Annotated in this window: 10 protein-coding genes; 7 read left to right on the top strand and 3 right to left on the bottom strand. The window is 56.4% G+C overall.

What is annotated here, in order from left to right; translation table 11 throughout:
- Positions 1-72: 72 nt before the first annotated feature.
- The 6 genes from GH722_16440 (at position 73) to GH722_16415 (ending at position 7,545) form a co-directional block, all read left to right on the top strand.
- Complete coding sequence (locus GH722_16440; protein ID MRG73360.1) at positions 73-2,436, top strand: penicillin acylase family protein; 2,364 nt, start codon at positions 73-75, stop codon at positions 2,434-2,436.
- Positions 2,429-3,664 carry a threonine ammonia-lyase gene (locus GH722_16435; GenBank protein MRG73359.1) on the top strand — a complete coding sequence of 412 codons (1,236 nt, stop codon included), beginning with the start codon at positions 2,429-2,431 and terminating at the stop codon, positions 3,662-3,664. The genes GH722_16440 and GH722_16435 overlap by 8 nt, the downstream gene beginning before the upstream one ends.
- 147 nt (positions 3,665-3,811) lie before the next feature.
- Positions 3,812-4,672, top strand: coding sequence for a flagellar motor stator protein MotA (motA, locus tag GH722_16430; protein ID MRG73358.1), 861 nt, complete (start codon positions 3,812-3,814; stop codon positions 4,670-4,672).
- Positions 4,673-4,675: 3 nt separating this feature from the next.
- A complete protein-coding gene (gene motB / locus GH722_16425; GenBank protein ID MRG73357.1) occupies positions 4,676-5,563 on the top strand; it encodes a flagellar motor protein MotB in 888 nt (295 codons plus the stop codon).
- 36 nt (positions 5,564-5,599) lie between these two features.
- Positions 5,600-6,340 carry an arginyltransferase gene (locus GH722_16420; protein MRG73356.1) on the top strand — a complete coding sequence of 247 codons (741 nt, stop codon included), beginning with the start codon at positions 5,600-5,602 and terminating at the stop codon, positions 6,338-6,340.
- 98 nt (positions 6,341-6,438) lie between these two features.
- Positions 6,439-7,545, top strand: coding sequence for an ABC transporter substrate-binding protein (locus tag GH722_16415; protein MRG73355.1), 1,107 nt, complete (start codon positions 6,439-6,441; stop codon positions 7,543-7,545).
- Positions 7,546-7,646: 101 nt separating this feature from the next.
- On the opposite strand, the gene GH722_16410 is transcribed toward GH722_16415, so the two are convergent.
- The 3 genes from GH722_16410 to GH722_16400 form a co-directional block, all read right to left on the bottom strand.
- Positions 7,647-8,717 (bottom strand): zinc-binding dehydrogenase, encoded by a 1,071-nt coding sequence (locus GH722_16410; GenBank protein ID MRG73354.1) that lies wholly within the window; start codon positions 8,715-8,717, stop codon positions 7,647-7,649.
- 130 nt (positions 8,718-8,847) lie between these two features.
- A complete protein-coding gene (locus GH722_16405) occupies positions 8,848-9,501 on the bottom strand; it encodes a response regulator (protein ID MRG73353.1) in 654 nt (217 codons plus the stop codon).
- A complete protein-coding gene (locus GH722_16400; protein ID MRG73352.1) occupies positions 9,501-10,895 on the bottom strand; it encodes a histidine kinase in 1,395 nt (464 codons plus the stop codon). The genes GH722_16405 and GH722_16400 overlap by 1 nt, the downstream gene beginning before the upstream one ends.
- Before the next feature lie 257 nt (positions 10,896-11,152).
- Here GH722_16400 and GH722_16395 point away from each other — a divergent pair.
- On the top strand, positions 11,153-12,166 hold a 1,014-nt coding region (locus tag GH722_16395; protein ID MRG73351.1), incomplete at its 3' end, for an ABC transporter substrate-binding protein.

Genomic DNA, 12,166 nt, shown 5'->3' with positions numbered 1-12,166 from the left:
GGGGAGCATGCTTTCCTGCTGCTGAAAGTAAGCCTCCGGCTGCAAACGACAAGATGGATACAGGCATAAGTGATGACAGAACGGCGAAAACATTCCTTCATCCGGTCATTGACAGCACTGGTCCTGTTGCTGGCGATGGGTGGGGTCGTCATGGCTTTTCTGTCACTGCCTCCTGTTCATGGCTCAATGGAAATCAGGGGGCTGCAGCAGCCGGTCAAAATCAGCCGCGATTCTCATGGTGTGCCGTCGATTTCTGCCAGTTCCTCTGCGGATGGTTTTTTTGCTCTGGGATATCTGCATGCGCAGGATCGTCTCTGGCAGATGGAGGGTATGCGACGGCTTGGCGCGGGCCGATTGTCGGAGATTGTCGGTCAGGGTGCCGTTGATATCGATATCATGATGCGCACGCTGGGCCTGTATCGTCTGGCAGAAGGAGATGTCGCGGCCATGCCGGATGAGTCTCAGGCGCAACTGGAGGCTTATGCCGCAGGCGTGAATGCCTGGGTTGGTGATGCCCGGACTATCCTGCCGGTTGAGTTTTCCCTGCTCGGATTTAAGCCGGAGCGCTGGCAGCCTGCGGATTCTGTTGTCTGGGGCCGGATCATGGCGATGCGGCTCAGTGGTAACTGGCGAACGGAACTGTTGCGTCTCGGCCTTTCGGACAAATTGTCGGCAGAGCAGATATCCGAACTCTGGCCAACCGATTCACTTACGGCGCCTGTCACCCTGCCGGCTGAGCGACAGTTGACGGAGATGATGCTGCCCCTGATTGATGCCATTGATCACTCCATCCCGCCAACGACAGCATCCAATGCCTGGGTTCTGGGCGGTGGCATGACCGCATCGGCCACGCCGATACTGGCGAATGATCCGCATCTCGGCTTCAGTGCCCCCGTTCTCTGGTATCTGGCACGCATGGAACTGCCGGATCAGGTGATGGTCGGGGCAACCGTGCCCGGTGTTCCGGCTTTTCTGCTGGGACGCAATCGCAATCTCGCCTGGGGAATGACGACAACCCACAGTGATACACAGGACCTGTTTATCGAGCAGATCGACCCGGATAACCCGGACCGTTACAGATCGGGTGAGAGCTGGAAGACCTTCGGTGAACGGTGGGAGGAAATCGTCGTTCATAAGGGCGATACGGTGCGGCACAGGGTTCGGACAACAGAACGGGGGCCGGTGGTCTCGGATGTGGGTTCTGTCCCGGCGGGCGGCTCGGTGCTCAGCCTGCGGGCAACCTCGCTGGAACCACTGGACGGCATTGCTTCGGCAGTGATGCGTCTGGGCACTGCGGTAAGTGTTGAGGAGGCCCTGGAAGAAATGCAGGCCATTGGTGCCCCGCAGCAGAATGTGTTTCTGGCAGACCGGTCTGGTGCAACGGCCATGATTTCACCGGGTCGTGTTCCTATGCGCCGGACAGGGGACGGCCGCTTGCCGCAAAACGGGGCCGACAGTGCAGATAACTGGTCCGGGTTTGTACCGTTCGCGGAATTACCACTTCGCCGGGGGCGCGATGACGGCTGGATCGGGAATGCGAATAACCGGCTGGTCGATGACAGCTACCCTCACCTTCTGACAGCTGACTGGCCGTCTTCTGATCGCATGAAACGACTGGCCGACCGGCTGGATGCAGAGCCGCCACGAACGGTCGACACCAACCGGGCGTTGCAGATGGATTCCTACTCTGCCTTCGCCGCATCGGTTCTGCCGTCAATGATTCAGGGCGCTGTAGCAACCACGACAGATCAGAAGGCGTTTCTGAAATTACTGACTGGCTGGGATTACATGATGGATGCGGATAAGGCGGAGCCGCTGATGTTTGCATTGTGGGTGCGTATCTTCTCCCGCCAGCTCTATGCGGATGAGACAGGTGATTTCTATTCCCGCCTCGCCGACCCCCGCCCGGATTTTCTGCGGCAGGTACTCGCTGGTCCGTCCGGGGAATGGTGTGATGATGTCACAACAAATGATAAAACAGAGACATGCAGAGATATTCTGACAGGAAGCCTGAGCGAAACTGCGGGCCATTTTGCTGACGATCTGAAGGGGGTAACCTGGGGCGACAGGCATCATGCTGTCTTCTCTCACCCGGTCCTGCAATATGTACCGGTCATTTCCGGTTTTGCGACATTATCGGCACCAACATCCGGCGGATTTGCGACACTGAACCGTGGAACTTACGCGCGGGACCACAGCGGGACATCCTTTCCCCATGTCCATGGTGCCGGCTACCGCGCTGTCTATGAGTTGTCGCCAGACGAAACGGCGTCGATAATTATTGCGGGCGGTCAGTCCGGTAATCCGTTATCGCTCCACTATCGTGACCTGATGGGACGCTGGCTGTCCGATGACAGGCTTACCTATTCGACCCTGCCGGGCCGGTTTTCCGGCTCACCACATCAGCAACTGGAATTGATTGGCACTGATGACTGACAAGCGTCCGACACTGCAAGATATCGAATCTGCTGCAGCCATAATGCAGAACCATCTGGTCCATACACCAATGGTACGAACCGCAGTTATGAGCGATGAGACCGGGGCTGAGGTTTTTCTGAAACTTGAAAACCTTCAGGTCACGGGGTCTTTCAAGGCGCGGGGTGCGATGATCAAGATTGCCTCCCTGACCGAGGCCGAACGTTCAGCCGGTGTGATTGCCATGTCTGCCGGAAATCATGCGCAGGGTGTGGCCTATCACGCAGGAAAACTGGGTATTCCCGCAACCATCGTCATGCCGAAGAACACCCCCTTCTCGAAGGTTGCCCGGACAGAATCCCACGGTGCCACGGTGGAACTGATCGGTGCAGATGTTGCGGAGGCTGCGGATGCGGCGGCCGGTATCGCAGAACAGACCGGAGCGACCTTCATTCATCCGTTTGATGACCCGGCGGTGATTGCAGGACAAGGCTGTGTCGGGCTTGAAATGTTGCGGGATGATCCGGCACTGGACGCCATTATTGTGCCGATAGGCGGCGGTGGCCTGATTTCGGGCGTGGCCATTGCGGCAAAGGCGCTGCGACCGGATATTGAAATCATCGGTGTACAGTCAGAAGCCTTTCCCTTCATGCAGCAGGCAATGGGCAACAAGGTCAGCCCGGCGGTGCCGACCGAGGTGGGCGTGGCGGAAGGTATTGCGGTCAAACGTCCGGGGGCACTGACCCGCGAGATCGTGCGTGATCTTGTGTCCGATATCATGCTGGTCAGCGAAATGCAGATTGAACGGGCGATCCAGCGTCTGGCGGAACAGGAAAAGATTGTCGCTGAAGGTGCCGGTGCAGTTGGCGTTGCTGCCTTGATGTCAGATCCGTCCCGCTGGACGGGCAGACGGGTCGGGGTGGTGATCTGTGGCGGGAATATCGACTCCCGCCTGTTGTCGACAATCCTGCTGCGGGGCCTGTCGCGTGATGGACGGATGGCGCGACTGCGTATCACCCTGCCCGACAAGCCAGGTGCGCTGGCTGCCATTTCCGCGCTGATTGGCGATGCCGGTGCAAATATCGTCGAAATTGTGCATCAGCGCCTGTTCTATGATCTGCCGGTACGCTATGCAGAAGTCGACGTGGCGCTGGAGACCCGTAACAGAGGGCATGTCGACAAGTTGATTGGTCTGCTGACGGAAAAAGGTTTCCCGGCGCGCTTTGCCGGGAATGATTCGTCGCATTAGGTCTGGCTTTCGTTTGAATTGACGGTGGAGCCTGTCACATTCATTCGAATGAAGCGGAAAAAAGCCGTTTAGCTTGACCCGGCAAGCTCTTGTCGGTCAAGTTATCCACATGTTGGCGGCACGAATGGCGATGGACGGAAATAGAGTATGTTAGTTATCGGCGGACTGGTTTTTGTCATTGCCTGTGTTCTCGGCGGTTACATGGCCATGGGTGGAAAGCTTGGTGTGCTCAACCAGCCATTTGAGGTCGTCATCATTTGTGGCGCTGCCATTGGCGCCTTTGTTGCCGGCAACCCCGGTCATGTTCTGAAACCGGCGATTGCCGCGTTTGGCAGGATCATCAAGGGCGGCAAGTACAAGAAAGATGATTATCTTGAACTTCTGACCATGCTTTATGCGGTGTTCAAGCTGGCAAAGTCGAAGGGCGACCTTGCGCTTGAGAGCCATGTTGAAAAGCCTGAAGACAGCCCCCTGTTCCAGAAATTCCCGAAATTCATGTCGGACCACCATACGGTTGAGTCCTTCTGCGATTACCTGCGCCTGCTGACGCTCGGAACCAGCACCTCACATGAAGTTGAGGCGGTTATTGATGCTGAACTCGAAGCGCATCACGAACATGATCATGATGTTTCCAGCGCCGTCGTGAATATGAGTGAAAGCTTTCCGGCACTCGGCATCGTTGCTGCCGTGCTTGGGGTTATCAAGACGATGGGATCGATCACCGAGCCGCCGGAAGTGCTGGGTGCCCTGATTGGTGGCGCACTGGTCGGAACCTTCCTTGGTATTCTGATGTGTTACGGCATTGTCGGTCCGATGGGGCGCTGCCTCGAACTCATCATGAAGGCCGACAGCCATTATCATAACGTCATCAAGGCCGCCCTGCTTGCTCACATGCAGGGCTATGCGCCGCAGGTGTCTGTCGAGTTCGCACGAAAGAATATCCCGCATTCATGGCAACCCAGCTTCGCCGAAACGGAAGAAGCCATTCAGAATATGCCACCGGACTAGATCATGGCTGACGGCTCACCGATAATTGTCAAAAAGATCAAGAAAGGTGGCGCAGGCCATCATGGTGGCGCGTGGAAAGTGGCCTATGCCGACTTTGTGACGGCGATGATGGCATTCTTTCTGCTGCTCTGGTTGCTGAATGCTGTTTCCGACGAATCCCTTGAAGGTATTTCGAACTATTTCGCGCCGCAAAGCCTGTCTGCGACGACCAGTGGTGCCGGTGGTATTCTGGCGGGTCAGGTACTTGGCGATGAAGGCGCTTCACAGCGTAACGCGGCTTCCCAGAGCGTGACCCTCAGCCTGCCCCCGCCCAAGGCTGGTATCGGCGGTGATGAGAATTCGAATGTTCAGGAATTTACCCGCGAAGAAGCGGAGATCATCAAGGAAGCCGTCGAGCAGAAGATGTTCGATGAGACTGAAAAAGCTCTGAAGGAAGCGATTGAATCGGTTCCGGACCTGCAGGGCTTCACGGAAAACCTGAAAGTCGACAAGACCGATGAAGGCCTCCGGATTCAACTGGTTGACCAGCAGGACAGTTCGATGTTTCCGTCAGGACGGGCTGACCTGTTCCCGGACACAAGCCAGTTGCTCAGCAAGATTGTTGAGGTTATCAGCAAGCTGCCGCAGAAAATTGCCATTAACGGCCATACGGATGCGACACCGTTCATTACGCAAAATGGCTACACGAACTGGGAATTGTCGGCAGACAGGGCGCTGGCTGCACGTCGGGCAATGCTGGACGCCGGTCTGTCACCAAAACGCATCGCCCGGGTGGTCGGAAAGGCAGAAACTGAACCGCTTGTGGAAGATAACCCTTTCTCTCCCCAGAATCGGCGGCTTAGTATTATCCTTCTGAAAGAAGCCAAACCCGAGGACGCTGCTGCGAATTAAAGCAAACGTCGGTAGGATTGCCAGGCGCAAACGTGAATGCATAACGCCCCGAAGACCAAACCGCTGTTTTTCTATACGACAGCACCGCTGCCCTGCCCCTATATCGAAGGACGGGAGGAACGCAAGGTTGTGGTTGAATTGTCCGGGCGTGAAGCGGTTCGTCTGCATGATGATCTCAGCCGCGCAGGATTTCGCCGCAGTCATGGCATCGCCTATACGCCGGCCTGCACCGGCTGCAATGCCTGTATTCCGCTGCGCGTCAATGTGGAGGATTTCAGGCTTTCTGCCTCGCGGTCACTGAAGCGGGTCTGGAATGCAAATCCCGGCATGACAGTTGAGGAAAAGCCTGCACTGGCAACGGCTGAACAGTACCGCCTGTTTGCCCGGTATCAGGACGGTCGTCACAGCGACGGCGATATGGCGAGCATGAGTTTTTATGACTATCAGGTAATGATCGAAGATACGTCGATCGATACATTCATTGCCGAGTTCCGAGACCCGGATGGCCTGCTCAAGGCTGTCTGCCTGTTCGACCGTCTGGGTGATGGTCTGTCGGCTGTCTATTCCTTCTTTGATATCTCGGATTCGAAGCGTGGTCTGGGTACCTACATGGTCCTCTGGTGTATCGAGCAGGCCCGGCGGGCTGGTCTGCCCTATGTCTATCTCGGTTACTGGATCCGGGAATGCCGGAAAATGTCTTATAAAACCCGCTTTGAGCCGTGTGAGGCGTTGATTGACGGCGTCTGGAGACGACTTGATTTCAAGGACCTCACCTGATGCTTGCTGATTGCGTGTCTGCGTTTTAGCAACCTATACTCCCGGTCTATGGGCAAGTCTGAACAGACGCCCTGAATTTTAACGGGAGGATTACCGAGATGAAGAGAAGAGAATTTGTCCGTGGCGCGGCGGTAGCAGGCGTTGCGGCAGCGGGTGCTGGAGCAGCATCTTTTCCGGCGCCGGCTCTGGCGCAGGGTATTCGCGAGCTGAAGCTTGTAACGACCTGGCCGAAGAACTTCCCGGGTCTGGGTACGGGTGCGCAGCGTATGGCCGACCGTATCACGGCGGCGACGGATGGTGCGCTGACGGTGAAGCTGTTTGCCGCCGGTGAACTGGTTCCCCCGTTTGAGAGCTTTGATGCGGTCTCCAACGGTACGGCAGACATGTATCACGGTGCCGAGTATTACTGGCAGGGCAAGTCGAAGGCGTTCAACTTCTTCGCGGCAGTGCCGTTTGGTTTCACGGCTTCCGAAATGGATTCCTGGATTCAGTTTGGTGGTGGTCAGGAGCTTTGGGACAAGCTGTCCGGCGACTTCAACATCAAGCCGTTTGTTGCCGGTAACACGGGCGTTCAGATGGGTGGCTGGTTCAACAAGGAAATCAACCAGCTTGAGGATTACAAGGGCCTGAAGATCCGTATGCCGGGTCTTGGTGGTGAAGTGTTGCGCCAGATTGGTGCGGCAGCGGTGTCGCTGCCGGGTGGTGAAATCTTCCCGTCGCTGCAGTCCGGTGCGATTGATGCGACGGAATGGGTTGGCCCGTGGAACGATCTGGCCTTCGGTTTCTACAAGGTGACGAAGTATTACTACTATCCGGGTTTCCATGAGCCGGGTACGGCGCTGGGTGCTGGTATGAACCTGAAGGTCTGGGAAAGCCTGTCAGCGCAGCACAAGGCGATTGTGACGGATGCGATGGCAGCCGAGAACAGCGCGACGCTGGCGGAGTTCAATGCCCGTAACAACGATTCCCTCGATGTTCTGACAGAGAAGCACAAGGTTCTGCTGCGGAAGTTCGATGACAAGACGCTGAACGCGATTGGTGAAGCGTCGGGTGACGTTGTGTCTGCTACGGCGAATGACGGTGGCATCACGAAGGAAGTGTATGACAGCTTTATCGCGTTCCGTAAGAAGGCCCTCGCCTGGTCGAAGATCGCAGATCAGGCCTATACCAACGCACGCGTCCTGCCGTTCAAATACGGCAAGTAATCTGAAACGGGTTTAATTCCCGGGCAGAATTTGGGCCACGTCCTGAGACGTGGCCCTTTTCTGTTTCAGGATGCCTTTACTGGGCTGAATTTCCGGGGCTCTCAGTCCTGCGGCGGGATCAATCCGATCTTGCCAACGAAATCCTTCTCGAGAAATTTCTTCTGCGCTTCGATGATGTCTTCAAGCGGATAGGTTGCTGCAATTCGGGGGCGTAACCTGCCTTCTTCCAGATATCTGACGAGGTTCGGAAACACATTGCTCTCCTGATAGACGCAGCCGTAGAGACTCAGATCCTTGAGGTAGAGGGTACGCAGATCAAGTTCGACGATTGGCCCGGCGATAGCACCTGCTGTGACATATCGTCCGCCGGGGCGCAGGAGATCGAGCAGACAGGGCCATGTTTCGCCCCCGACCAGATCGACGACGGCGGTAACGCTGTTTTCACCAAGATCGGCGATCAGATCAGCCTCGCGTGCGACTGCCTTGCTGGCTCCGGCTGCGAGAACCTCATCCAGCTTGCTTCTGGAAGCAACGGCGATGACTTCCGTGCCGCGAAGCCGGGCCAGCTGTACGGCGGCCAGTCCCACACCGCCGGATGCGCCGGTAACAAGAATACGATCCTTTTCCGTGATCCCGGCTCGCACCAGCATTCCCTCTGCGGTGCTGAACGCACAGGGAATTGCCCCGAGTTCAATGTCTGACAGGTCGCAGTTTATCTCGAAGGCATCGCCTTCATGAACGGCGCAATACTGGGCAAAAGCACCGTTGAATTCGGACCCCAATGTTGCACATTCATATGGTCGGAAATCAACAGGCCCATACATCATTGAGCGTACCAGCACCGATCGGCCAACTTGTCCGCCGGAAACATTCCTGCCAACAGCGACGACCGTCCCAAAACAGTCAGCACCCTGAATAAGTGGAAATGTCAGGGGATTGCCGGTCCAGCTTCCGACATCCGGGGTCTCTGCCGTGTCTGAGGTTGTTGTCTGAGTATCAGAACGGACGGACCTGGCGTACCAGGCTGTTCGGGTGTTGATATCGGTATTGTTGACGCTGGTGCCCCTGACCCGGATCAGCACATCGTTATCCCCTGGCTGAGGGACCGGTATGTCGGTGCGGTATACAAGCTTGTCGAAGCCGCCATGCCCCGACAACAGGACACCGGACATTGTCTCGGGAAGTTTATCTGGCATGCGTCTCTTTCGTTGAATTTGGAAGGTTTGCTGACATGTGGAGACCATACAGGCATCTGCAATACAGTCAGGTTTATCTACCGGGCCTTTTATGCTGCCTGAAGAATCAGGCTTCCGGTGTTACGTGACCGTTCATGATCGCATAGAGGGTCAGTTCGACAACATTCCGGGCATCCAGTTTGCGGCGGAGGTTCTGGCGGTGTGTTTCTGCGGTCCGGACGCTGACCCCAAGTTCCTTGGCAATTTCCTTCGCACTCTTGCCTCGGGCAATCAGCCGGAGAACATCGATCTCGCGGTCTGTCAGCCTGCTGTCAGCTGCCGGTTTCTTGCGGTCAGCATGAATGATTGTGGAGGCAACGGCGTTGCTCAGATAGGTGCCGCCATTGGCAATGCTCTCAATCGCATTCAGCATCTCGACGGCTGACACATCTTTCAGGATATAGCCGCTGGCTCCTGCCCGCATGACATCAACAACATATTCCGGGTTATCGTAGATGCTGAGCATCAGGACGCGACAGCGTGCCCCCTGCCTGCCAATTTCACGCATGGCTTCAAGGCCGCTCATCCGGGGCATGCTGACATCCATCATCAGAATGTCGGGGTCATGTGATGCGATAAGTCTGATGGCATCATGACCATCGGCCCCCTCGCCCACGACGTCGACCCGGGGCGAGGTTGTCAGCAGGGCGCGGACGCCTTCACGGACCAGCCGGTGATCGTCCACGATTACAACACGTATCGGTTTGTCCGGTGCACTCATCACGCGGCCTCGCTGGTGGTGTTTGATCCGGAAGAATCGATTGGCATTACAGCCAGAATACGTGATCCGCGTCCGGTTGTTGAACGCAATTGCAGCCAGCCACCCTGTGCTTCCAGCCGCTCGCGCATGTTGTTGATGCCATGCCCGCCATTGTTCTCCTCGGCATTGACGACATTAAAGCCACGGCCATTGTCTGCGATCATCAGCCGCACGGTGCCTGCTCTCGATTTCAGGCGGACCTTGATGGCGGTGGCATTGGCATGTCGTGCAATATTGGTCAGGGCCTCCTGCATGACACGATATAATGCTGTTTTTCCTTCCGATGACAGGTTGTCCCCCACTTTGTCTGCTTCGAGGTCGATTTCCATTCCTGACCGGCTGGCAAAGTCGTCAGCCAGACTTTTTACTGCCGTCGCGAGGCCCAGGTCATCGAGCACGCTGGGGCGCAGGTCTTTTGAAATACGCCGGACTTCCGAGATGGCTTCGTCAAGAATGGCGACCCCGCGTTCAATGTTCTCGACAGCGCCCTCGCCCTTGCTGTCCCGGATCGAGGCAATGTTGAGACTGTATTTCACGGAGACCAGCAACTGGCTGATCCCGTCATGCAGTTCACGGGCAACCCGTTGACGCTCATCCTCCTGAATCTCAACAATGCGCCGTGTCAGCAGGCGCAGGCGACTGTCAGCTATACGCCGTTCAGAAAGGTTGAGCAGCAGCCCGCCGGAGGTCACGACCAGGATCGCAAGCAGTGTGACGATAACAATCAGCAGAACTGTCTGCCGGGTGTTCCGGTCCAGTTCTGCTTCGATTTCTGCAATCTTGCGTGCGACATCGTCAAGATAGATACCCGTCCCAAACATCCAGTCCCATTTGTCGAGATAGACGGCATAGCTGATCTTGTCGGTAATCATGTCGGTTGACGGCTGGTTCCATTGATAGCGATGGAAGCCGCCACCGGCCTGTGCTTTTGCAATCAGGTTCCGGATCACGAAATCGCCGTTCGGATCTGTCATGTCCCAGAGACTGGTGCCGACGATATGGTGCAGGCGCGGATGGACAAGGTTCACGCCCTTCGAATCATAGACAAAGAAATAACCGTCCTGACCATATGTCAGGGCATTCAGGATCTGCTTTACGGCTGTCTTCGCTGATTCATCATCCGGTGAAGCATCGGCGTAGATATGGTCAATCGAGGTCAGGGCGAGGCTGATATAGTTCTCGATCTCAAGCTGCTTTGAGGCGAGAATCTCACGTTCAAACAGGGCGGCATCCAGCTTCGCCAGTTTTTCGGCCTGCCGGTTGGCGATCAAGGCAATGCAGGCGCAGGCAATCACCAGTGGCACGATGGCCAGCAGAATCAGTTTGTACCGTGGCGGCATCAGCACCCTCCCCATATTTTTACAGAGAATAAAGCATTCGCGACGCCGGGTAACCAGCCTGAGACCTGCCGGAATGCCTCATTCTCTGCCAGTCTACGTTTATAGACTGAGAGTCTATACGCAATGAAAGGCCCTCTGGCGCTGTTGAACCGGTTGATGGAGCGGCTCTGTCGCAACAAATTGCGACTGACTGGATGGATTGGGCTTCCGGTCCAATTCCAGAAATTTATCAGTCAGACCTTAACTGACAATCAGCAGGAAGGATTACCGAGATGAAGAGAAGAGAATTTGTCCGTGGCGCGGCGGTAGCAGGCGTTGCGGCAGCGGGTGCTGGAGCAGCATCTTTTCCGGCGCCGGCTCTGGCGCAGGGTATTCGCGAGCTGAAGCTTGTAACGACCTGGCCGAAGAACTTCCCGGGTCTGGGTACGGGTGCGCAGCGTATGGCCGACCGTATCACGGCGGCGACGGATGGTGCGCTGACGGTGAAGCTGTTTGCCGCCGGTGAACTGGTTCCCCCGTTTGAGAGCTTTGATGCGGTCTCCAACGGTACGGCAGACATGTATCACGGTGCCGAGTATTACTGGCAGGGCAAGTCGAAGGCGTTCAACTTCTTCGCGGCAGTGCCGTTTGGTTTCACGGCTTCCGAGATGGATTCCTGGATTCAGTTTGGTGGTGGTCAGGAGCTTTGGGACAAGCTGTCCGGCGACTTCAACATCAAGCCGTTTGTTGCGGGTAACACGGGCGTTCAGATGGGTGGCTGGTTCAACAAGGAAATCAACCAGCTTGAGGATTACAAGGGCCTGAAGATCCGTATGCCGGGTCTTGGTGGTGAAGTGTTGCGCCAGATTGGTGCGGCAGCGGTGTCGCTGCCGGGTGGTGAAATCTTCCCGTCGCTGCAGTCCGGTGCGATTGATGCGACGGAATGGGTTGGCCCGTGGAACGATCTGGCCTTCGGTTTCTACAAGGTGACGAAGTATTACTACTATCCGGGTTTCCATGAGCCGGGTACGGCGCTGGGTGCTGGTATGAACCTGAAGGTCTGGGAAAGCCTGTCGGCGCAGCACAAGGCGATTGTGACGGATGCGATGGCAGCCGAGAACAGCGCGACGCTGGCGGAGTTCAATGCCCGGAACAACGATTCCCTCGATGTTCTGACAGAGAAGCACAAGGTTCTGCTGCGGAAGTTCGATGACAAGACGCTGAACGCGATTGGTGAAGCGTCGGGTGACGTTGTGTCTGCTACGGCGAATGACGGTGGCATCACGAAGGAAGTGTATGACAGTTTC

The organism is Alphaproteobacteria bacterium HT1-32, from assembly GCA_009649675.1.
GTDB lineage: Bacteria > Pseudomonadota > Alphaproteobacteria > Rhodospirillales > HT1-32 > HT1-32.
The sequence above is the reverse complement of the archived record's forward strand: the minus strand, read 5'-3'. Positions and strand labels throughout refer to the sequence as shown.

Bases quoted from the DNA above. Each gene is read 5' to 3' on its own strand.
- GH722_16440 (MRG73360.1), top strand. From the start codon at position 73: ATGACAGAACGGCGAAAACATTCCTTCATCCGGTCATTGACAGCACTG.
- GH722_16435 (MRG73359.1), top strand. From the start codon at position 2,429: ATGACTGACAAGCGTCCGACACTGCAAGATATCGAATCTGCTGCAGCC.
- motA (MRG73358.1), top strand. From the start codon at position 3,812: ATGTTAGTTATCGGCGGACTGGTTTTTGTCATTGCCTGTGTTCTCGGC.
- motB (MRG73357.1), top strand. From the start codon at position 4,676: ATGGCTGACGGCTCACCGATAATTGTCAAAAAGATCAAGAAAGGTGGC.
- GH722_16420 (MRG73356.1), top strand. From the start codon at position 5,600: ATGCATAACGCCCCGAAGACCAAACCGCTGTTTTTCTATACGACAGCA.
- GH722_16415 (MRG73355.1), top strand. From the start codon at position 6,439: ATGAAGAGAAGAGAATTTGTCCGTGGCGCGGCGGTAGCAGGCGTTGCG.
- GH722_16410 (MRG73354.1), bottom strand. From the start codon at position 8,717: ATGTCCGGTGTCCTGTTGTCGGGGCATGGCGGCTTCGACAAGCTTGTA.
- GH722_16405 (MRG73353.1), bottom strand. From the start codon at position 9,501: ATGAGTGCACCGGACAAACCGATACGTGTTGTAATCGTGGACGATCAC.
- GH722_16400 (MRG73352.1), bottom strand. From the start codon at position 10,895: ATGGGGAGGGTGCTGATGCCGCCACGGTACAAACTGATTCTGCTGGCC.